17 protein-coding genes are annotated in these 23,854 nt (G+C 38.8%); 7 read left to right on the top strand and 10 right to left on the bottom strand.

Annotated elements, in window-relative coordinates; all coding sequences use genetic code 11:
- Positions 1 to 68: 68 nt before the first annotated feature.
- Positions 69 to 3,080: a glycoside hydrolase family 2 TIM barrel-domain containing protein gene (locus R2R35_RS04710; protein WP_317733343.1), complete on the bottom strand. Its 3,012-nt coding sequence runs from the start codon at positions 3,078 to 3,080 to the stop codon at positions 69 to 71.
- 238 nt (positions 3,081 to 3,318) lie between these two features.
- Positions 3,319 to 4,341, bottom strand: a complete 1,023-nt coding sequence (locus R2R35_RS04715) for a LacI family DNA-binding transcriptional regulator (RefSeq protein ID WP_317733344.1) — start codon at positions 4,339 to 4,341, stop codon at positions 3,319 to 3,321.
- 484 nt (positions 4,342 to 4,825) lie between these two features.
- Between R2R35_RS04715 and R2R35_RS04720 the strand changes: the two genes are divergently transcribed.
- Positions 4,826 to 5,302 (top strand): RNA polymerase sigma factor, encoded by a 477-nt coding sequence (locus R2R35_RS04720; RefSeq protein WP_317733345.1) that lies wholly within the window; start codon positions 4,826 to 4,828, stop codon positions 5,300 to 5,302.
- Positions 5,295 to 6,287, top strand: coding sequence for a hypothetical protein (locus tag R2R35_RS04725; protein WP_317733346.1), 993 nt, complete (start codon positions 5,295 to 5,297; stop codon positions 6,285 to 6,287). The genes R2R35_RS04720 and R2R35_RS04725 overlap by 8 nt, the downstream gene beginning before the upstream one ends.
- Before the next feature lie 49 nt (positions 6,288 to 6,336).
- On the opposite strand, the gene R2R35_RS04730 is transcribed toward R2R35_RS04725, so the two are convergent.
- Positions 6,337 to 7,845, bottom strand: coding sequence for a sialate O-acetylesterase (locus R2R35_RS04730; RefSeq protein ID WP_317733347.1), 1,509 nt, complete (start codon positions 7,843 to 7,845; stop codon positions 6,337 to 6,339).
- Between the two features lie 401 nt (positions 7,846 to 8,246).
- On the opposite strand from R2R35_RS04730, the gene R2R35_RS04735 reads away from it, so the two are divergent.
- Positions 8,247 to 8,765 (top strand): hypothetical protein, encoded by a 519-nt coding sequence (locus R2R35_RS04735; RefSeq protein ID WP_317733348.1) that lies wholly within the window; start codon positions 8,247 to 8,249, stop codon positions 8,763 to 8,765.
- 139 nt (positions 8,766 to 8,904) lie between these two features.
- Here R2R35_RS04735 and R2R35_RS04740 read toward each other — a convergent pair whose 3' ends face one another.
- The gene (locus tag R2R35_RS04740; protein WP_317733349.1) at positions 8,905 to 11,145 is read right to left on the bottom strand and encodes a right-handed parallel beta-helix repeat-containing protein; all 2,241 of its coding nucleotides are present in this window, start codon (positions 11,143 to 11,145) and stop codon (positions 8,905 to 8,907) included.
- Between the two features lie 197 nt (positions 11,146 to 11,342).
- On the bottom strand, positions 11,343 to 14,066 hold the full coding sequence (locus tag R2R35_RS04745) for a right-handed parallel beta-helix repeat-containing protein (protein ID WP_317733350.1): 2,724 nt from the start codon (positions 14,064 to 14,066) through the stop codon (positions 11,343 to 11,345).
- A gap of 582 nt (positions 14,067 to 14,648) precedes the next feature.
- Here R2R35_RS04745 and R2R35_RS04750 point away from each other — a divergent pair.
- Both R2R35_RS04750 and R2R35_RS04755 read left to right on the top strand, forming a co-directional pair.
- Positions 14,649 to 15,215 (top strand): DNA-3-methyladenine glycosylase I, encoded by a 567-nt coding sequence (locus R2R35_RS04750; protein WP_317733351.1) that lies wholly within the window; start codon positions 14,649 to 14,651, stop codon positions 15,213 to 15,215.
- A gap of 82 nt (positions 15,216 to 15,297) precedes the next feature.
- Positions 15,298 to 15,654 carry a hypothetical protein gene (locus R2R35_RS04755; protein WP_317733352.1) on the top strand — a complete coding sequence of 119 codons (357 nt, stop codon included), beginning with the start codon at positions 15,298 to 15,300 and terminating at the stop codon, positions 15,652 to 15,654.
- A gap of 160 nt (positions 15,655 to 15,814) precedes the next feature.
- On the opposite strand, the gene R2R35_RS04760 is transcribed toward R2R35_RS04755, so the two are convergent.
- From R2R35_RS04760 to R2R35_RS04770, 3 genes are all read right to left on the bottom strand, one after another.
- Positions 15,815 to 16,573, bottom strand: a complete 759-nt coding sequence (locus R2R35_RS04760) for an ABC transporter ATP-binding protein (protein ID WP_317733353.1) — start codon at positions 16,571 to 16,573, stop codon at positions 15,815 to 15,817.
- A gap of 3 nt (positions 16,574 to 16,576) precedes the next feature.
- Complete coding sequence (locus tag R2R35_RS04765; RefSeq protein ID WP_317733354.1) at positions 16,577 to 18,895, bottom strand: ABC transporter permease; 2,319 nt, start codon at positions 18,893 to 18,895, stop codon at positions 16,577 to 16,579.
- Between the two features lie 110 nt (positions 18,896 to 19,005).
- Complete coding sequence (locus R2R35_RS04770) at positions 19,006 to 19,632, bottom strand: TetR/AcrR family transcriptional regulator (RefSeq protein WP_317733356.1); 627 nt, start codon at positions 19,630 to 19,632, stop codon at positions 19,006 to 19,008.
- A gap of 277 nt (positions 19,633 to 19,909) precedes the next feature.
- On the opposite strand from R2R35_RS04770, the gene R2R35_RS04775 reads away from it, so the two are divergent.
- Both R2R35_RS04775 and R2R35_RS04780 read left to right on the top strand, forming a co-directional pair.
- Positions 19,910 to 20,263 (top strand): hypothetical protein, encoded by a 354-nt coding sequence (locus R2R35_RS04775; protein WP_317733357.1) that lies wholly within the window; start codon positions 19,910 to 19,912, stop codon positions 20,261 to 20,263.
- 37 nt (positions 20,264 to 20,300) lie between these two features.
- Positions 20,301 to 20,675 carry a DUF6483 family protein gene (locus R2R35_RS04780; RefSeq protein ID WP_317733358.1) on the top strand — a complete coding sequence of 125 codons (375 nt, stop codon included), beginning with the start codon at positions 20,301 to 20,303 and terminating at the stop codon, positions 20,673 to 20,675.
- A 202-nt stretch (positions 20,676 to 20,877) separates the two neighbouring features.
- On the opposite strand, the gene R2R35_RS04785 is transcribed toward R2R35_RS04780, so the two are convergent.
- Positions 20,878 to 23,067: an alpha-galactosidase gene (locus tag R2R35_RS04785; RefSeq protein ID WP_317733359.1), complete on the bottom strand. Its 2,190-nt coding sequence runs from the start codon at positions 23,065 to 23,067 to the stop codon at positions 20,878 to 20,880.
- A gap of 331 nt (positions 23,068 to 23,398) precedes the next feature.
- Positions 23,399 to 23,800 (bottom strand): VOC family protein, encoded by a 402-nt coding sequence (locus tag R2R35_RS04790; RefSeq protein ID WP_317733360.1) that lies wholly within the window; start codon positions 23,798 to 23,800, stop codon positions 23,399 to 23,401.
- Positions 23,801 to 23,854: the final 54 nt, after the last annotated feature.

Raw genomic sequence — 23,854 nt, forward strand, 5'->3', positions numbered from 1 at the left:
TTATTTGAAAAAACCCGGCTTTTACACCAGGTTTTCTATAACTTATTAATTTGATGTTAATCTGGTCTTTATTTATTTGCTATGTGAGAAGCTCGGATGCAAAATTTGTGATGAAAGGACTTTTCATTAAGCCTGTATTTCTCCAGCAATTCAGGTCCGCAGCTATGAGAACCAATTCCGCTGACTTTATAATCCACTCTGACGATTGTCTGACCCTTGGGTTCCAGTTCATGACTATGAACAGCTTCTGTTAACTGTTCAGAATCATACCGGGATACATTACATTCAAAGCCCTTTTCAGAATAGAACTCAAGTGCAGCTCCTTTCTCCTTATAAACTCTCAGATATTTTACTCCCGTGTGATTTCCATGCTCCTGAGGCATTATGTAAGGAACATATTCTTCCGTTGCTGTGGAATGGTATAATCCTGTCTTAACATGATGGCACATATCCCTGTAATTCTCATAGGGCCCCCTGCCAAAATAATCTATTTGCTCCATTTCTTCCGGGAGAATAAATTCATAACCAAATCTCGGCAGCCAAATACACTCTTCGTGAATTTTAACCTTAAGGTCAACTGTCAGATATCCCTTCGCATCTACCCGGTAACAGGCTTCGTATCTTGCAAAGGGCTCTCTTGCTACTCCTGCAAGACTTCCGCTTACAGAAATCTCAACCTGGTCTTCCTCAGCCTTCTTCCAGTCCATACGGTAACACTTATGAAATAGATGATTTATATTCCAACCGCTGTAATAATCAGAAAAGAGTCCCCATTTATGCTTAATATATCTATCATTATCTGTTGGCGCTCTCCAGGCCGTAAGCTTTGCTGGCTCTTTAAACAGCTCCTCACCGTTTATTCTGATACCGGTAAAGGTTCCTTTATGTTTATCAAAGCTGTACTCAATACCAGAATCACAAAAGACTGTCAAAGTATCCTTTCCGTCCTTCAGCTTTAGTTCTCTAACAGAAGCTTTTGCTTCCGTTAACATAGTGTCTTTAAACCAATCGTTTATCGGTACCTGAGGTATGGGAAGCTGTATCATAGCAGTTTCATAACCCGCCATTGCCCACTCAGCATCCTTAGCAGTAATTAAAGAAAGGTTCAAAAAACACCCCATTTTACAACTATCCGGCAGTTTATAATCCAGGAATAAATTCTTGGATTCATGAGGTTTTAGCTCCACTGCCATTTCACCTTGGGTTATTATTTCACCATCTGTCATCAGTTCCCAGTTCAGGGTAAATTCTTTTAAATCCGTAAAATCATGAAGATTGGTTATGGTAATTTCACCGCAGCTTCCATCCAGCAACTCTGCTTTTAAGTATTGATAGGCTGCTTTTGCTTCTAAGGAGCCAGCTTTAAAGGTACGGTCTGCAAAAACCAAACCGTCTACACAAAAATTTCCGTCATGGGTAGTCTCTCCAAAATCTCCTCCGTAATAATAGTTACCCTCTCTAAGCACTGCATGATCCGCCCACTCCCAGATACAGCCGCCAATCAGTCTGGGATATCGGTAAAAGGTATCTACATAATCCTTTACATCTCCCGGACCATTTCCCATGGCATGAGAATATTCACACAGGAAATAAGGACGAGTATCTTTTTTGTCAGCCCCCTCTTCTTCCAGCGTCTCCACACTCATATACATATAGCTGACAACATCTACACAAGGAGGATTATCTACCATATTGGCTCTCTCATAATGTATGAGCCGCACCTTATCTCTGCTTTTGATCCACCTGCACATTTCGTTATAATGACTTCCATACCCGGATTCATTTCCCAAGGACCACATAATTACGCAGGGATGATTCTTATCCCTTTCGACCATTCTTTTTATTCTTTCCAGCAAGGCCTCTTCCCACAGAGGAGCATCCGTAAGCCAGTCCTTTGCATAGGCCTTATACTCACAACCGGTTGTCTTTGTTGCAAAACCATGCATTTCAAGGTCCGCTTCGTCCACCACATAAAATCCATATTGGTTACATAGCTTTAGGAATTCCGAAGCAGGCGGATAATGAGAAGTTCGTATGGTATTAATATTTAAACGTTTCATGGCAATGAGATCTTTATGGATATCTTCAAGAGACATTACATGCCCCTTTTCAGGATGGGTATCATGATGATTTACACCTTTTAGCTTTACGGAAGTTCCATTGATCAGCAGCTCCCCCTTCTTTGAGACTTCTATGGTTCGAAATCCAACCTGAAGCGGTATGTATTCCTCCTGTAACTGAAATACCAGAGTGTAAAGGTTAGGTGTTTCCGCCGTCCAAAGCTTAGGTGAATCCATAACAAAGGTAACCCGTCCATTCATCACCTGCTGTTTTTCCACCAGGATATCCTTATAATATAAACTGCTCCATACCGGCATCTCCTGGTCTTCCTCCTCCTTTGAGAAGTCAAGGCAAGCCGTAACCCTTTGCAAATCACTTTCTATATGAATATCCTGTATATGCACCTTATCTCTTGCCAATAAATATACATCTCTGAATATTCCTGACAAACGGAAAAAATCCTGATCTTCCAGATAGCTGCCATCACACCATTTAAGAACTTTTACGATTACTTCATTGCCTCCTTGCTTTAAGAAGGGGGTTATCCGAAATTCCGCCGGCATATGACTGCACTGACTGTAGCCAATTTCCTGTCCGTTAATATAAAGATAAAAACAGGAATTAACGCCTTCCAGAATCATATATACTTCTTTTTCCTGCCAGCTCTCTTCTATTTCTATGATTTTTCTATATACACCGCAGGGATTATCATCCGGTACATAAGGAGGGTCAACAGGATGAGGATAATTGATATTTGTGTAATAAGGTTTATCAAATCCTAACATTTGCCAGCTTGAGGGCACCGGAATGCTGTCCCAATGTTCAATAACCTCTGTCATCTCATAATATCTGTCAAAATACTTAAAATCCCAGGTACCATTTAGTAACCTGTATGAGTCAGACTGCTCCTTTACATCTCGTAAAGCTGAATCCATGTTATGATAGGGAATAAAATAAGCTCTTTCTTTTTCTCTGCCTTTATGCAGGAATGTTGGATCTTGCCATTCTGTTTTTTTCATCGCAACCTCTTTCTGGAGTATCTGTACATGCAAATTTAACATTATTAACATTTAAAGCAACATTTTAACATCATAATAACACGATATTATTCCGATGTCAAATAATTTTACACAAAAAAGAGCCATAAAAAGAATACTATTTTGTCATTTTTGTACTCTTTTATAGCTCTTTTTTATTATTAACTTTGTATCTTATATTTTGCAGATTAATATAAATTTTCCAATTCAGGAAAATGTTTTATATTCCCGTTGAATTTCGGTAGATTACTTTTGTCCGTACATAAGTAACTTCATAAGGGTCCTCAGGGTTATCAATTCTATACAGTAATTGCTTTGCCAGACGTTTTCCAATTTGAGAATTATTAACCTGTACAGTGGTCAGATTCTTTGTGTAATTGAATTCATTATTATCATCATAACCAGACACCGACACATCCTCCGGCACATGATATCCATGGCTCTCAAGATATTGAACAAGTATGTTGGCAGCATGATCATTTACGCACACAAAAGCATCCGGTACTTGTGTGATACCATTCATAAAATCTTCTATGACACTAACATAAGTGTTTAAAGTCATATTTCCGGTATAGCAGATATTGGGATCAATAGACTTCCCAAATTGATACATTGCCGATACATACCCTTCGTATCGCTCCATATTGGTCTTCGCATACTGGATATCACCAATAAATCCTATACGTTCATGACCTTTGTTGATCAAGGAGGTAACAATTTCTTTGATACTGTCTCTTCCTTCTAAAAGCAGCAGATCCCCTTTTAAGGATTCCGTGGTCATTCCTGTTACAATATCCAAAAACACCTTTGGTATTGCCAGTTCATTAAGCAGCTTCAGCATAGCATCATCATAGACATTCATGATAATAATTCCCTGAATACTACCATCTGTTAAAGATTGCGGCAGCACATACCCCTCTGTCAGATGTGCCGGCAGATATGTATACATCAAACCGATACCGCTGTTTGAAAATTCTTCTGCCAGCTGGTGGATTATCTTTACCCAGAATGCCGATGTTTCCGGCCTGGATACCACTACCGAAACTAATGTCTGTTTCTTTAAGGGCATCGCTATGCCCGCCTCCTGAAGTTTTGATGGCTGGTAGTTTAATTCAGCGGCACATTCCAAAACTTTTCGTTTCATGTCCTCTGAGACACCCTCTTTGTTATTAAACACCTTCCATACAGTTACCCTAGATATATCCAGTAAATCAGCTATATCTTGTATTTTCGCTCGTTTCATCCAATATAACCCTTTCATTTATTACGAATTCATTCCTGTAAACTCATTATGTTATTGAGATTATATCATAATCACATGCAAAGCAACAACATATATTTTAGTAATGTTCATATTATTTTAACATTTGTTAACGATTCTCTACTATTTCTTCTCTCTGTTGACACTTACAGCTATGATCTATATACTATTTGTAATAGGAGGTGATGGAATGATTAAGATAAATAAGCATTCATTTCGGCAAATCCTCTCTGTCTATAACAATAGCATATGTCAATGCTTTAGGACCGGATAAGATTAACATTGAAATAAAAATCCAGGCAGCGAATAAATAAAATTACTGACTGGAACCAGATCGTATAAAGCACACTAAATAAAGTCCGTGGCAGTTTAACCACGGACTTTTAAATTTTTATTTTTTTTTGTGACAAATGATGGAACGAAAGTGTATTATAGGTGAAAGCTTTCAAAATACAGGAGGTGGTGTTTGTTGGAGCACAATATTTTTCTTGTGCATGCAGAAAAACATAAAGATACTGTTTTTCGTATTTCATTAAGTTATCTGGGTAACACCTATGATGCGGAGGATGTGGTACAAGAGGTATTTATGAAACTATATATAACGAATAAGCATTTCGCAACGGATGATCATGTCAGATACTGGTTAATACGGGTTACTATAAATACCTGCAAAAACCTGCTAAGGAGTTCCTGGAAGACAAAGAACGTAGCCTTCGACCAGGTCACAGTGCCAGTAGCTGCATTTGAACACAGCGAGCAGGAAGACTTATACCAGGCAGTCATGGAGCTGCCGGAAAAATACCGTACTGTCCTGTATCTGTATTATTATGAAGAACTGTCCACCAAAGAAATTGCCCGATTATTAAAAATAACTGTTACTTCTGTAACCACCAGACTTTCTCGTGCACGAGACCAGTTAAAGGAGGTTTGGATATATGAATGATAAAAACTTCTATAAAGATACTTTTTCCCAAATACATTCATCACAAAATTTAAATATGGAGGACTATAAAATTATGAAAACCAAGAGAAAACATCTCAGAAAAATAATCATCGCAGCAGCTTCTGTCTGCCTTATTGCAATTGCATCTACCTCTGTTTATGCCGCTAACATGTTCGGTCTTAAGGATATGATTATTGGAAACAACTCCAGCCTTACACCCAATGACAGCGGAAAGATAAAAGACTCGGATCCTGAAAGTACTCCAGGCAGCACTCCGGATGCAACTATTTCTGAAGAACCCCAGGGTGCCAAAGAGAACTATATTTCACTACAGGGCTTTTCCGACAGCAACGAAAGCAAAGCCAGTGCCGAATGGCTCAGTTTCACACAGAGCTATGATCAGGACGGCGCTTTATTAAACGAGGTGGGCAATGGTCCTACGGGCCTGGATTCCAAATATGACCTTTACCTGATATATACACAGGAAATGGCAGACAGATTGGAAGAAATCCTGCAAAAGTATGACCTTCGACTGCACACCTCCCTATCAGTCCTTACAGACGGTGAGGAATTAATACAAAAAACAGGAACCGGAAACTTCCTGGGTACAGCCAACACTGCCTACAGTCCTTATATCTACGAAGATGGCACCTTTCATTTTGACGGTGAGGCGACCTTGGACAACGGACTGGTTATTAGTTACCAGTTCGAGAATTATAAAAAAGGAACCTTTAGTGATGTTTTCTTAAATATCGGAAATATTGCTGATTACCAGGAATGGAACTATAAGACTGCAAGCCAGCAAACGGTAAGTCTGGCCATCAGCCCGAGTAAATCCTTAATTATCGCTGATTTGGGTGATTCCTTTATTACCGTTAATGTGCTGGCTGGCACAGAACATGGTTTTCTTGATGATACCGGTAAGATCACTGCCTCTGACTTGGAAGCCTTTGCCGATAGTTTTGATTTTTCTATGGTAAAATAAGAACTACTTTCCTAAAACAAAGCCAAACAGGCGGAGTTATTGCGTATCTTTATGACATTGTACGAAAGGGTGCCAACGGAATTCCATTTTTTCCAAAAAGCGCTACCTCACTATAATTCGTCCAGCAATAACGAACCGCCTCCGGCTTTACAACCTGGTTGGAATAAACAAATATTTTTGAATCTCGGATTTCATATAATGCAGGCTGATAATTCAGTTCGTCATCTGTAATCTCAAAACCATTATATTCACCTCGTACTTCAAAACCCTCTGTCGCATAATCAAAGCTCAGTTCAATCCCGCCTTCCAGGTACTCAAAAGAACGATAGATTGGACCAAAGGCTTCTTCCTCACTGCTTTTATGAAATACATGATAAAGTGCCTGCTGCGCAAGACGTTCTCCTACCAGCCTCTTATCCTTGGGGTGTATTTCGTTAAATTCACCGCAATCCAAGGTTACAGCAATCCCTGTATTCTTAACTGTTTGGAAGGTATTCATCTGTGCCTCACGAATCAGGCACCAGTTCTTAAAATCAATTGTATCCTTGTAGCGATGCATCGGAAGCTGAACCAGTAAAAAAGGCAACGTCTGATCCCTCCAATCCGATCTCCATTGTTTAATGAGACGTGTCAATAATTTCTGATACATACCGGGTTTGTGGTCATCCGATTCCCCCTGATAATAGATAAAGCCCCTTAAGGTGTATGGAATAAGCCGTTTCAGGATAGTATGATACAGACCACTGGGCCGAAAGGGATTCATACAACTCTTTGGTCCTGGCCATAGACAGGGTCCCAGTATTTCCTGAACTTTTTCCCAGGTCATTTCCGTGTCCTCGGAATATAATCTTGTACATTCCTTATCCCATTTCTCATGGTAATCCTCGTATTCCTTAAATTCCTTTATCTGCAGTTCTTCTGTTTTACCTTCTGTTTCCCTATAATACTCCTCCCAGTAGGTATTCAGTTCCGCATCTTCTCTGACAGCCTCTTCTCCCATCCAGCAGGTTGCTGAAGTTCCACCCCAGTTGCAACCGATTACCCCTACGGTAACATTTAGTTCCTCCGACAGTTTCTTTGCAAAGATATATCCGACTGCAGACCAATGTTTTGCATTTTCTTCACTGAATTCTGCCCAGCTGGTCTTGGCTTCTTTCTCATAAAATACCTCATCGATATAGGACATTTTATTGGAATAGAAATATCTTACCTTGGAATTTTTGTCCTTCTGAAGCATCTCCTGTCCGCCGGTGCAATTTCTAAGCTCATATTCCATATTGGATTGACCGCCAGCCAGCCAGACTTCACCAATTGCAACATTTACAAAATGCCTTACTTCCTTCTCACAACGAACGCTCAGTTCAAAACCCGTACCAGCTTTCATCGGTGGCAGCAACAAAGACCAGCTCTCAGCTTTTACCTTTGTTTCATAGGTATTCTCATTGAAAGTTACCACTACTGTCTTATTATTTTCACCTTGCCCAAATATACAGATATTTTTATCTCGTTGCAATACCATGTGATCACTGAATATTGCAGCTGTCTTAAATCTTGCCATAAGCTAATCCTCTCTCCAAATATGTAATTGCAAATATAACTTCTTTCAGAACTTTTATCATTACAAATTATAGATAGGTTAACGTATTATCAAGGAGATAACAACATAAGAATTTAGTTATATAATGCTATAAAAAATAGTGCTTAATAAAGTTTACATCCCTTTATTTCTGAACATAAAAATACGAACATATAGTTATAAGTCTACTTAAAAAGCAGATTTTCCCTTCTGCTTGACAGTTTTTTAACACAATGGCATAATGTATCACACCAAGATAATATTTAATATACATTGCCAGTGAGGACGAATCACCAATGGTAAAATTCAGGTCTTGGATTTGACAAACTAGGGTTTGCCTGAATACTATGGATATATCAACTTATTATAGGGGGAGAAAAATTATGAAAACCAGATTTATTAACATTCTTAACATGAAACACAGAAAAAACCGGGCTACTATTTTTCTGTTCATAGCTATATTTATCGGTTTGCTGGGTAGCTTAGCTGCATTTTTTTTATCTAATAATGATTTAAAGAAAGAAGAAAAGCTATATATTGGATATATTTCTATCAATAACAAAACACTTGCATTAGATGAATTTGAGTTTATTACTTTCGAAGATAAAGAACGTATGAAAGAACTGAATCTGACCGATGAATATATGCCAAATGGATATTATATTTATAATGAATCAGAGGAGCTTACTTATTTTAAGCTTAATAATAAAACGGAATTTACTTTTTTTGATCTTGGGAATTTATTTGTAAAAGAAGTGGAGGATAAAAAATATACGACTTCTGATAAAGAAGAATTCAGACAATTTTTATACGGCAATAATGATGTCGCAAGAGTAACCCCCTTTTGGGTAAAAGTACGGGGCAATACTGTCCTATCCGTCACAGAACAGTTCGTTCCATAACAAATCTATGATAAAATAGCCGTTACATATCCTTATTCTTAGATATTCTCTATCAAAAAATCAAATTGAGCATGTTAATTTGACTTTATAAAGAGTATTAAGAATACTAGATACCTAACGGCTATTTCTCTACATTCTTCTATTGTTCCACTACCCCAAAATCATCTACATAGACATACGCCCCACCAGAGGGCTTATAGGCATACACCGTTGCACTGGTAACACCCGCTCCGGTTGTAAAAGGAATACTCATCATTGTCCAGGCAGTGTTAATCGAGGTTGCAGTCACATCCGTTCCTCCAAAACCGGTAACGCCAATCTGAATCTGCCCTCCCGCCTCTGCCTTAACCCAGGCGGTACAAATATAGCTGGTATTTGGGCTTAAACCTGTAAGCACCTGCTTGATACCATCTTCACCGGCTCCCAGTCTCACACTCTTCGAACAGCTTCTTGCATTTGATACACTTGTTGCGGTACCTCCATGCGTCGTAACCCAAGGTGAGATTATTCCGTTCTCAAACCCTGACTGCCTTACATTATTATCATAAAGCACGCTGTAATTCTCAAAAACCGGATTAGGAGGCGAGGAAAAATTATGCCCTGCCGTCCAGTTGGTTCCGCCATATTCATAAGCTCCAATATCCGGTGCTGAACCAATATACCCCTCCGTAATTCCAGGTATTACGACTCCTGCATTAATAGCCGGAGACGCTGCCTGCAGTCTGAAGTCATAAGATGAAATATCAGAAAATAACGGATTGGTTCCTGAGAAAATATTATTTCCCTCTATATGAGTTCCCGGCAGTGTAAAGGCAGTAGTAAAAATGTTGTTGAAAATCCTGTCACCATACATATCTGTCTGAAAATTACTTCCCCAATATCCCACATTCCCGTTACCGTAAGTGGTATTGTTATAAATCAGGTTAAAGTTGCTTGGCGTGTTCAATCTGATTCCCGTATAGTTTCCCCATACAACATTATGATGCACAATATAACCCTTGCTGCCATTATCCAGATAGATACCGGTGCTGGAAAAATTCTTTGCCAGATTATCATGGATGTAATTGTGATGTATTGCCGTCCCCTGCCCATCCCAGGCAAATTCATAGAGTATTCCGCAGTCTCTTGTCAGCTTTCCTGCATTATATAGATTATTATACTGTATACGGCTGTTTTGGGTTGGCATAAATATCAGGTGGCGGCCGGCATTATACACCGTATTATGACTGATCAGATGGTTTGACCCCAGTAAATAAATTGCCGGGATATCCGCTGCCGAATAATCTGCTTCATGGATAAGATTATTGATAACCTTATTTCCAGTGCCCTGTATACTCACCAGATTACCAGAGCTGTAAGTCAAGGTACTGTTCCTGAGCTCATTGTTGGTACCAGACATAAATATCCCGGTACTGTATTGGCTGGTAACATCAGAATCATGGCTGATATATTCCGCAGTAAGGTCAGACACTTTGCAGTAATTAGAGGCTGACATTCTGATACTGGAGGCAAAGATGTTGATTCCGGTAATGTTTATGTAAGAGCGGGAGCTCAAATCAAATGCATAGGTCCGCTTTTTTGCTTCTACTGTAAGCGTATTTGGATTAACACCACCGGGTGCCCATAAGTAAAGCCTGCTGGTACTGCTGTCATAATACCATTCACCGGCACTGTCAAGCTCCTTAAGATTACCCGTGATATAATAGCTGTTGCCTGCCGCCGCGGCAATCCCCATAGCGTCAAAGGTAATGGAACCGACACCTGAACTGGTGATAGTACTTTTATAAGATTTATACCCGGTTCCGGGAACACACCAAACCGTTTTGCCAACCCAATAACCGGCAGCCTGTGTTAAGTCCGCATCATAGATTGTTGTGGAGGAACCGGAATCAACGGTTGCAAAGGTTGCATTTAAAGGGTCAAGGGTTGCCGAATTTGGCCATCTGGCTTCAAATTGCATTTGTTTGTTAACAAATATTTGATCTTTTGTTCCAAGGGAACCAGTCATAGGTGCATAATAGACAGAGCCGGAGTAATTTACCCAGCCAGTAACGGGCTCTGCGCCGGAAACTGTTACCGTCTCTCCTGTATACGCCTTAAAGTTTATGGGATTGGCAGAAGTCCCGGAAGTATTCAGGGTAACAGTTTCCCGATAGGTCCCCCCTCGTATGATACAGGTATCTCCTGCTGTCATGGTATCTGCTGCCTTTTGTATGGTTTTCCATGGATTTGATAAGGTACCGGTTCCAGTGATGTCATTCCCTGTCGCAGAAACATAATATACGGAAGCTGCTTTTGCGCTTCCACCACTCAGGTTTAAAGTAAACAAATTAATCAGCAAGATTACAACGAAGAACATAGAGCCTTTTCTCTTATTCACAGCTTACCTCCTGTAATAAATTCTATTTTCAGATATGGCTTCTACGCATGGACTTGCGTTCACTGTTAACTATTTTCTGACATTGAAATCGATGCGTATAGTTAAGCCCTGGTTATTTTATCGACTTTTATCAATACACAGTCTATGATTCTTTTGGCTGATACCATAATTTAATGAAGCCGCCAGTAAAAGCTTCTCTACTGTACCAATCCTGCCAACGCCTTTATTTTCTCTGTCAGCTCCTTATATTTACCGGATTTATCGTTTCCGTCAGAAAAACTTTTAAAGAATTCCAATATCTGTTTTATCTTCGTAACACTGTCGCTGTTTTCGGAATTATTTTCAGCCGTTGCAAAGACTGCTTTGCAGATATTCACACTTTCAACCAGAATATAATCAAACTGGTCATTGGTAATTATCCAGGGGGATTGCAGCTTCGCCTGGGCAAGAAATGCTGTCATATGTAACAGTACCTGTTTATACTGTTCTTTGCTTAATGCATCCGTTACCTTTCCAAGACTCTTAAGTAAAAGTTCTTTGGACACCTTATTAATATCAAGATTATTAATATAATCTTTCAGATTTTCAGTAAGAGCTTTCCCTGAGAGTCCTTTGGGACCAAATTCATTCATATTGTGATTTTTAAAGGAGGGCATCTGATCCAGTAACGCAAGTCCAGCATTAAGCTCATAATTTCCGCTGCCATAGCCCGCAAACCCCGGATCTTCCGTTAAAGCTCTATTGTTAGTTCCCAGCATAAGCTGCTGCGCTCCCCTGGCTCCGCTTGGAAGAATTGCACCATTTATAAGACTTAAAGGAAATTTGATATTTACCGTTAAATTTTCCTCAAAGGTATTCGTTGCAACAGCCGCATAGAATTCCTGATCAAAGGTCAAAAGCTCCGGATATCTGGCAGCATAAATGGGATTAGCTGCATACTTTTTAACAAGTTCAAGTCTTCTGAGCGTTTCTGCATCAGCAGTATTCCAGGTCATCTCCGGTTTGTAGTTATCAAACCCCCAATAGGTGGCAGAACAGTCTAAAAACAGATTTCCCTTAATGGTATTGCGGGTTCCCTGGGCCCTAACTGCCACCACATTATTGGCTCTGTCAGAACCGATGTTTGCAAAGATATTATTATAAATTTGCAGAGCATGACCGTTATTATCCGTCCTTATTCCACATACATTAAATTGCTTGGTGTATTGCCCCACCGGGAAGATACCAAGATTGTAGATGTAATTGTTTTTAAATACAGACCCTCTCTGCTGAGGGCTGATTTCATTTCTGGTATAGATTGCATCCATATCCAGGCACTCTTTTACAGCATCATGGATTTTATTGTATTCAAAGATATGATCATTTCCGCCAAAATTTATAATACAATGAGGTCCGTCAAATACATCGTTATAAGCTACTCTTCCTCCCACCCCCTGCAAAGCAATTGCCGGGTTGTATGCCTTATGCTGATAGCCGATTCTGTGAATGGTGTTGCTGATAATCGTATTCTCACTTGAGGTCAGAGTCTCATAGTCACCACCGGACATAAAAACACCGGTTCCACCTATGTTCTTAATCTCATTATTCTCCAGCTTGATTTTAGTACCCCGAAAAATCAGTCCGCCTTGTCCGAAGTTTCGGATCAGGCAATTCGTGAACTCTATTCCCACAACGCCCGGTCCATCATCCAGAAAACCATCCCATATATGTCCTGGAAAGACCTGGGCTTCCGGATAGTCAGCAGGTGAAGCAAGTCTAAGGAAATGAGTAGATGTAGGGTCAAAGGTTATGGGATTTGTGACATTGTTCTTTATTAAGAACTCACCATAGGTCATCATCTGATAATCTTTGGTGGTGCCCAGAGCTGCGTAACCTCTGCCGCCTTCAATAGTCATATTAGTAACTGAAATATTCTTAGCTCCGTTGAAATAAAAAATAGGTTTTCCTATGGTAGATAACTCAATCTTATAGCTTTTTGTACTGAAGTCCGCCGGTGGCAGATAGTAAAGCTTACCTTCTTCTCTGTCTATGTAATATTCACCTGTCTCATCTAATTCTTCCAGCAGGTTTTCTGCAAAATACCAACCATTTGTGTAATAAGTCTTTATTTTGCCTTCCTTTAGCTTGATTTTTTTCTCAGTGGTGTTAATGCTCTCAATTGGATAATAGTTATTTTCATAATTAATGGATAGAGTACCGCATATCCAGGCATCTGTTGCATTTGCCCAGCTGGAGGGTCTGTCTATATCATACTTAAAGGACATTTCCTCCGGCAGAAGGTATTTATTATCCACGGGAATAGTCCCCTCATTGGGATAGCGTGCCAGCGTCTGATTTTCACCATTAACAATGAGCTCAGCAGCCATGTATTGTCCTTTGTTAAAATAATGGTAACCTCTGGTATTTAAAACTCCGTATTCTGTGATATCATTCCCTCTTAAATCTGCAACCAGTACTTTACCTGCTGCCTCCTGGTCAATTATCCGTACCTTTTCTTCTTCCTGAATTGGCCTGAACCAGCTTTGTTCAATGGGTTTGCTGCCGGATAAGCTTACCTCCTCTCCCGGGTAGGCTGTGTACGTAATCTTTCCATTTTCCGTGCCGGAATCCTCCGGGCCAAAAACCAAAGAATCATAAAGATAATAGGTACCTTCTCTAAGATATACTTTGGCACCTCCACTGGGCAGCTTACCGTTGCCAATCAGACTGCGAACCGCCTCCTGGGCTTTCTGAATCGACTTAAATGGAGCCTTTTTGCTGCCATTGTTACTGTCACTGCCGTTATTATCCACATAATAACTTGCAAAATTTTGAGAGTTCGACATAGGTTCCGCATCAGCAGCCGCATAGCTTGTCAAATTTGGCGGCAGCAATAAAAACGCTGCCAACATGATACACATAATCTTTTTACCCTTTCTCATACTGAATCCCTCCTATATTTTTGATTTATTTAATAACGGTTTAACCCTATTATTAACTTGAAAAATCAATCCTGTGGACTGGCTGCGATTGTATTATTCACTACATAACAGAATGCAAATAACCTTATGCTGGGGATTGGGATTTACTAAATTATATCTAAATATTTTATTTTCTATATGTTTTTATTGTTATTTTCTTAATATATTTATTTCTCTAACTTATTTTTGGACTATTCAATTCGTCATTTTGTATATTTTTATCTTCTATTTACATTTTTCATTATATCTATTGCCAAATATTTGAACAACAGTAGAAATTTAACATAGCAGCAGTATTTTAACCTTTATTACATAAAACGCGTAACAAATTGTTTGACACTTTGTCTATTTATACCCCAGGTACTGCTACAGGCGTTTCTACAGGAAGGAATATCTGAAGGATTACCGAAAGAGCAATCCGGTTGCTTTCATATGCGCTCTATGATAAAGTAGATTTATAGTGGTATTTAAATTTAAACACTTTAAGTAAATAAAATATGGCAAACATATTTTTCTACAATAACTACACTTTAGGAGATTATAATGACACTTGATATAAAAAGATGCGATTGGGCTGTTAAAAGCAAACTAGAGCAGGATTATCACGATAAAGAATGGGGCATTCCGGTACATGATGATAGAAAGCTTTTTAAATTGTTAATTCTTGAAGGCAAGCAGGCAGGCTTAAGCTGGTCAACGATACTGACAAAAATGGATACTCTTTGCGAAGCATTTGATGATTTCGATCCAACTATCCTTGCAGCGTATGACGAAGCAAAGGTCGAGATGCTTTTACAAAATAATGGAATCATCAGAAACCGCCAAAAAGTTAATGCTGTTATTAATAATGCAAAATCGTACTTTAAACTGTTAGAGGAATTTGGTTCTTTGGACAGCTATTTATGGGCATTTGTAGATAACAAACCTATTATAAATTCCTGGACTCGTATTGAGGAAGTCCCCTCAAGCAGCCTAATCTCTGATTCAATCAGTAAGGATATGAAAAAGCGAGGTTTTAAGTTTGTTGGTACAACAACCATCTATGCATTTATGCAATCAATCGGGATGGTTAATGATCACCTGGTATCCTGCGCTTTCTATAACCGTTAGTTCTCAATACAAATAGAATTAATATGACATACTGTAGTCTGATTTCCTATGGTAGTATATCCTTAAAAAAGGAGTCATTATCATGTTAACGAAATTACCCACACCTATTGCACTTTATATGGATTCGCTAAACAACGGCAATCTCTCAAGCCTTAAGGAATGCCTGGCAGAGGATGCTCATATTTATGATCTGGGAGAAGATACTCATATATATGGGCTTACTTCTATAATAGCTTGGCGCGGAAACACCAATGACGAGTATCAATTGAAATCAAAAGTTATAAACCTGGAAGACAAGCATGGGATAATCATTGTAACCTCCTTAACCAGCGGAAATTTTCCAAGCAGTCCCCATTTGTTCTATTATTTCTTCTCCTTATGCGATAATCAGATTACGAACCTGGAAATAGTTCCCGGTGAAGGAAATGTACAGATATAATTCCAAACATTTCTGACCTGCCCATGCGTCTAAACTTAAAAGAAGCAGCCACGAGCTTCCGGACTTATACCAATTGAAATACTTAAATAAAACAATGAGACGCAGAATTGAAGTTTCTGCGTCTCAAAGATTTTAATATTCTTATTATAAATTGCTCATACTAAATACCTAATTCTCTCATCTTTTCTGTGATTCTACTAATTCTTGCTTCAATATCCTTCCCATTATATTTCGATAATTTCAGCTCCGATATAACTTTCCCGTCACTCATAAATATGACGCGTTCCGTTTGCGCTGCTATTTTTGCATCATGTGTTACTAGCAGTATGGCAGTACCGTCTGCATTGATCTGTGCTAATATATCCATTATCTCCTGGGCAGCTTTTGAATTAAGAGCACCGGTAGGCTCGTCTCCAAAAACAATCTCAGGGTCATTCATAAGAGCCCTGCATATACCGGCACGTTGCAGCTGACCCCCTGAAACCTGTGCAATATCCCGCTTTTCAAGTTCTGCTATACCAACCCGCTTCATAAGTAGCCTTGCTTTTTTAGTATATTCCTTCACGTTTTTTTTGTGCTCTCGCAGGGAGGGTAGCAGGATATTGTCAAGCAGATTAAGATTTTTCAGCATCGTTGGCTGCTGAAAAATAAACCCCATCTTTGTTCTACGTATTTCAGAAAGCTCCTTCTCCTTAAGGGTTGATAATTCTTTCTCCTCAAAAACCACCTTGCCGCTGTCAATACTGTCCATTCCGCTGAGAGCAAAAAGCAAGGTAGATTTTCCAGAACCGGACGGTCCCATAATTGCAGCAAACTCCTTCTCCTTTATCTCAACAGAAACCTGCTTTAGTACGGTATGCTTTTCATCGCCTTCCTTATACGCTTTTACAATCTCTTCACCAATTATAATCTTCTTCATAGGCTACTCCTTTATATGCTCGGATATTATGATTTCTCCAGCTTTTGTAACGCCCAGAAGTGTTGCCAGTATAACTGTGGCTGCCATCATTAAGGGGTTTAACAGATACGCGGAAAACGGGTTAAGTGCAAATTCAAAAGAGGATACGCCAAAAGTTGATATGCCTGCTCCTGCAAGCCTTTCACCAAGTGTATTTGCCAGCAGAGTCCCAAGTACAATTCCTATAAATAGGAGGAACACAGAACGGGTAATATATTGCTGTCTGATATCTGCATTGGTATAGCCAAATGCCTTCATCATAGCGATGGAATATCTGTCTTTTGCCACTAGCATCTTCATAAACAGCAGTGTTATCAATAAAATTATAAGTATGGCTATGACGGTTGCCGCATAGGAAGCTTTCCCCACTGCATTTATTGTCATTCCAAAGGTCTGGCTGATGAATTCATCTACTCCTGTAACTTTAGCATAGGAAAATTCCCCTCCATACTCTGCCACTTTACTCTTTGTAAAGGATTTATCTATAAAACCGGCACTGATGATATACCACATGATATCCTCTGATTCGTCCGTAAATACAGCTTTTGCTGTCTTCCCACCATTGGTTATATCCGAGTAAATGCCACTTACCTTTCGTTTTATCTCCTTACCGTCAGAAACCAGTGTTATGATATCTCCTGTCTTTTTACCGAGTTCTTCGGCTTTAAGCACTGAAAGAGCAATTTCATCTTTTGATTGTGGTGCTCTTCCATGGGAATATTCTATCGGAAATATCGAATGGTCCCCTAATTCGATTTTGATATTTTCCAGTGTTCCATCAGAACTTTTCAATTTAAAGTTTTTAGTAACTAAAACCGTGTATCTGGTTATTGTGCTGTCACTTTCCATGGTATTTTTAATTTTCTGTACTTTTTCCGAAATATCCTCTGTCTGCTGCAGGTCAATACGCATATCATAGCTTCCTATCCCCATATATCCGATAAAACGATCTGAGGATATGGTGTGAAACAGGTTCTGTGGGACAATAATTATAAAGACTGCAAGCATTAATACGGCCAGCATGGTGGCGTAAAGCTTCTTCCTCGAAAGAACATCTTTTATGCCAAGAAAGACATTGGTGGATAGAAGCTTATTCTTACTTAAGAAAAAATTCTTCGAAACTGAGGTTTTATCTGTTGATGTTCCATAACGGATAGCCTGTGCTGCAGATATTCTTTTAAATTGCTTTAAGACTTTATTTACATATAGGAGAATTATCACATATACCAGCATTACTCCTATTAAACCAAAGACCAAAGCAAGAGATGTATTGTTACTTTCTCCCATATATAGCTTGATGTTTTCCAGAAGAAGCCCCCGGAATCCAAAGGATAAGACACTTCCCAGAAGACATCCTGCTGCTGCAACGGCCGCGTACTTAACCAGAAATATCTTCTTAATATCGGTCACCGGAAGTCCAATTGCTTTCATTACACCTATTTCTCGGTAGTCTTCTTCAATTTTAGCAAGAAGGGTAAACCGGATGCACATGAATGCAATTGCTACCACAAGTACACTTACAAGAAGGATAACTGCAATCATAATTCCATCCGATATCCCATTGAGCATTTTTATAAGAGGATATGTTATCGTCGGACCATTTGCTTCAAGTCCTGCTGAGGTATATGCATTCTGAAAAGTACTCAGCCTTGATCTGTCCTTAAGTCTGAATTCAATTAGATACTCAACACTTCCGGCTTCTTTTATTTTATGATAGTCATTTTCGCTTATCAGAAATCTCTTGGAGGAGGCCAGTAAAGAATTCATTTGTGAATCTCTTAGAAAGCCGGCAATGATAAAGTTCTCATTACCAATTTTCATATTACTTCCTATTTCAGCTGTACGGTCTTTTAAGTAACTTATGGGAACATATACCTCCCCATCCGATACCTTTATCACTTTTCCTTCCAGATCAAGAAGAAAATCAAAGCTTTTACTTTGCACCATAAAGCCATTATCCTGGACACTGCCAGTAAGTGCCTTTCCGTCTATGATAATCATTGAAGTATCTACATTAAGAAACTCCAGTACTTGAAATTCCTCTACATTACTGTTCCCTTCCGCAAAAGCCGACAGACGGCTGGTATCAATATCACCGGAATGCATCTGCATGAAATGCGGTGTTTTGGCTTGGCTCATCAGTGTGTCTATAGCCCCGGATAAATGAATGAGGAGTACAGCTGCCAGTGATACCAGCATGGCAGCAGCTGTAACAAATAGCAGTGTGATAAGCGTAATCCCTTTACTTTTGCTTATGTCGTTACGGATAATTTTGTAATACATAATTTCCTCCCTTCTTAAGGATATTATTACTAGTCATAGCCTGGCTTAATCCTAGGTTCCCGTGTTTGCAATATCAATACTCACAGATTCCCCTTGATTCTCTGATTCCATTAACGTTTAAACATACTCATTACTTCTGTAAGGCTTCCACTTTTTGCCCCCAGTAATCTTTCAGCATTAAAAGCAAAGGCTTGGATTCGTGTACTGCGTTCTTCCTCTGTCAGCTCAATAATATCACTATCAAAGAGGGTATTCAGATATATCACCATCATCTCCATACATTCCTTGGGATATGGTGTGTTAAATAGCCCCTTTTCAATCCCTTCTCCTATGATTTCCGCCAGAATCGGAGGTACATTGCTGTATATTGCTCTTTGAATTTTCTGATGCATCAATGCATTCTGAGGTTTATGAATATGTTCCATAATCTCATTACTACTGCCACCGCTTAAGCTCAATGCCCTTACGACCCGGATAATCCGCTCATAGACCGGTATACTCTTATCGAAAGCTATCAGCTTTGTAGCGTCAATAAGCCTAGTATTATATCTCTCTATCAAGGCATCCATAATATCTTCTTTTGACTTGAAATGATAGTATAATGTCCCCCTGGCAATTCCTACTTTTTCCAGAATATCATTGGTACTTGTACCATCAAACCCCTTCTTACCAAAGAGTTCATCAGCTGCATCAAGTATTTCAATTCTTCGTTCAGTCGCTTCTTTTACAACTCTCATAATTTTATCTCCTAATATCGACTGACTGTCGGTCTATAAAGAATCTTAATATACTAACAGCTTTCTGTCAAGTGCGTGTATTAACTTTATTTTCATTTTTAAGATATTTTTTGATGATGAAGCAATAGAAATTTATTTCTAAATAATGAGAGTTATCTGTAGACAAAGCCAATTGTTATAAGAATCCTGTAAATATATATGTATAAATAACAAATACTATTTTTTTCTCCTTGCTTATGGTATTCTTTAATAAATTGGAATTTATGGTGGTGATGAAATGGATTTTATTACTGAAAACTTAGCTTTTATGGAATTCAAACGAAAGAGTTTGTTAATGAGATTGTTTATTGTATTTTTTACAGTTTCTATTACAGCTACCGTTATTCCAAGTGGTATAGTAATTTCACAAGGATTATTTGGAGAAGTGAAATGTGTAGTAGTTGATAAGAGTGAGCTTGGAAAAGAGCAACACCTTTTACAGGCAAAGCATAAAGCGAAAGCTACCGTACAAGCGTTTAATATATGGTTATTGATTATTATTGCAATATTGGTATTAAGTTTTAAAATACATTCGGAAAAAGCACCACCACATCAAACATTAGTGTCAGCACGGGTGCGTATGGATAATTAAGTCCTTTCTCTAATACCTATTATAGAAAGGAGATACAATGTTTGAACAAGACTATATTATGAGAATGATTAAAGAAATGGTTAGGTTATTTTTGAAATTGCTTTTTAATATTAATACAGATTCACCATCTGCTGAGCTATTAGAAAATGAACAGAAACAAGGAATATTAAATAATTTAACAAATATGATTGATAAAGGGAATATTAATAAGGCAGAAAATGAACTGTACTCTATTATTGAGAATGGAGAAAAGGATGATTTGGAAATGGTTATATTGTTTTATTCCTATCTAAATGATAAAGATGATGATTTTCTTTCAGAGCATGATTTTAGTAGAGAAGAAGTAAAAAATGGTTTAAAAACTGTATTATCAAAATATGGTTTCGAAAGTTTATCAGAATTATTATTCTAATGTCATTTCTGTACGGTAGTCGATTGTGGCTGTCAGAGAAATATAAATTTTATACATAGATTTACTAAAAGCACGGAAGTCTCCGTGCTTTTAGTCTGTATATCTTCCGTTTTTGCATAATCCTAAATCAAAAATTAATTTGTCTACAGACAGCCATGAGCTGTGCTCACCAAATATACATAAAAACAAGCATTTATTTTAATCAATCATTTTTTATGAAATGGTACAGACGGCTCACGGCATCTCCCCACATATCTTTTACAAGGAATCCACCATTTACAAGCATTTCCCCATGATATACCTGTTCTGTTCCTTCCAGACGGTAAGATGCTGTCTCCTCCAAGCCCTGTAATCTAATCTTCCTGCTATGGCTGTTAGGAATTCCGCGTACCTGTACATAGGTAACAAGTGCTTCCTTCTTATCCTTGGAAACTACCTCATAGCAGTCAAAATAGTGATTATCACCATAAGAAGCAATACGGTAATAATCTCCTTCTCTTACCAGCTCGTGGAACTTATGATACATCTCTACCTGCTTTGGTATCAAATCTCTGTCTTCCTGTGGTATCTTTGTAATATCCAGCTCATAACCGAATGTTCCAGCTAAGGCTACATGTCCTCTTGTTTCAAAAGGAGTTACGCGGCCTACAGAGTGATTGGGGCAATCACTGACATGAGCACCTATGGCTGAAAGCGGATAAATAAGGGCAGTACCTTCCTGTATCTTCAGCCGTTCTACTGCATCTGTATCATCAGAGCACCAGATCTGGGGGCTGTAATAGAGCATACCTGGATCAAATCTGGCACCTCCGCCAGAACAATTCTCCAGCAGCAGATTAGGAAACTCTGTTACCAGGCGTTCTTGCAGCTGATATACACCAAGGGTATAACGATGGAATAATTCCTGTTGAGAAGCTTTATCCAGATAAACGCTTCCAAGATCCGTTAACTGACGATTCATATCCCATTTAACATAAGCGATGTTTGCATTTCTCAGTATTTTTGCTACGCATTCATAAGCATAATCAACCACTTCCGGATTGGATAGATCCAGTACATATTGTTCCCTGCTCTGAGTTGCCTCACGTCCTTCAATGTGTATAGCCCATTCGGGATGTTCCCTGTAAAGGTTAGAGTTGGGTGAAATCATCTCCGGCTCAAACCAGATACCGAACTGAAGTCCTATATCATTGACACGGTCTACCAGGTCTTTTAAGCCTCCGGTAATTTTCTTTTCATTCACCACCCAATCTCCTAAAGAACAATTATCGCTGTTACGCTCGCCAAACCAGCCATCATCCATGACTAACATTTCAATTCCGGCTTTTTTCGCTTCAGCAGCAATAGCAAGTAATTTATCCGTATTAAAATCAAAGTAAGTTGCTTCCCAGTTATTAATGAGAATCGGACGTTTCTTATTTCGGTATGGACTGCGAATCATGTGTTCACGATAGAAATCATGTAGAGAACGTGTCATCCTGCCAAGGCCTTTATCGGAATACACCAGAACGACTTCCGGTGCCTGAAATGCTGTGCCAGGTGTTAGATTCCAGCTGAACTCTTCCTGATTGATTCCCATTACCATACGTACAGCATCGAATTGAGTACGTTCAACCTGTCCGATAAAATTACCGGAATAAACAAAATGCATTCCATAGACTTCTCCCTGCTCCTGGGTTGTTCCGGGAGTTAGGAGTGCTATAAAGGGGTGCTCCTGATGTCCTGACTCACCTTTTGCAGAAGAAACCAGCTGCTTACCGTAAGCTACAGGATTCTTCTGAATGTGGCGTTCTCTTGCCCAGGAACCATGAAGACTTAACATCTGATATTCCTGATTATCCATATCCAGGCAGGCACTATAGATTTTCTCCAGTTTCAAATTCTGGTTACCTTCATTTACAACCTTTACACTTCTGGTTATAATATCATTTTCATAAAATGCGGAATAGGAAAGAATTACTTTTACACCTAAAATTGTATCTGTACAGGAAAGTTCAAGTGTTTCTACCTCCTGTTCACTGCCAAAAGAACTTGGAAGACCTTCCATTCCTGGCTTGCCCTTTAATATTTCATGAGAAGTATAGAAAATCTCACAACCCATACGTCCCTCTTCGTTTCGTATGTTCAGGCAGCTTTCACGGTAATCTCCCACTCCGCCGGTAGGATATTCCATAGGGAAGAAATCAAAAAAAGAAGCCTTTTCTCTCTTTCTGACACTGGGTGTAAAGGGATTTTCTTCTGTTCTTAACAGATAATTACCTCCTGCATGCTGCAGACGTTTTCCGTAATAAATATGCCCAACATATCCTTCAACCGTAGTACCAAACATATATGTGGTATTTTTCGTGTCCAGTTTGAAGATTCGCTCTTTTTCAAGATATTGAATTGCCATTTTCTTAACTCCTTTTTAATTATTCTACAAATTATAGGATGATTTATTTCTGTAGCTTTAATTAGTTTATAACAAATATTTCAGACAATAGCAACTTAAATTTGATTTTGTTTTAATCATTTTTCACTTAATTTCAAGCTAAATATTTTCTACAAACAGGTAAATAGAGAGTAATTCGCAGAAAGCCTAACAGCTTCGATGACAGTTTATCAAAGAAGCTGTTAGGCTTTCTATTATGCAATTCTATTCCTAAAGACGGCTATAACGAATTCACTAATATGCCTTTGCCCACTTGTATTTTATCTATAGCAAATACCAGCTGATAATTATATTACTCCAGCGTAAACATCCAGTTAACACCGAACTTGTCCTGTAAATTGCCATGAAGTCTGGCAAAAAATGAAGGGGTTAGTTCCATTGATACTTTTCCACCCTCTTTTAACCTATCCCAAGCTCGCTTTATCAGTTCGTCATTACTGGTAGTTAATGATATATACATATTGTTTCCTACTCCAGGAGTTTGTCTGCTGTCAGCACACATTACCTCCACACCTTCGATGACAATACGTGAATGCAATACAAGGTTTAAATCATTTTCTTCCATTGGGAATCCAGAATTAGGAGGTATATCTCCATATTTTTGCATATTTGTTACTTTTGTATCAAAAGCCTTTTCATACCATTTTAAAGCCTCTTCACAGTTTCTGTTAAACAGCAGATAATGACCTAACATAACAACCACTCCTTTGGATGAATTTTCCAGCAGTATAGACCTTGTTTTTTTAGA

Source organism: Anaerocolumna sp. AGMB13020, from assembly GCF_033100115.1.
In the GTDB taxonomy this organism is placed as follows: Bacteria; Bacillota; Clostridia; order Lachnospirales; family Lachnospiraceae; genus Anaerocolumna.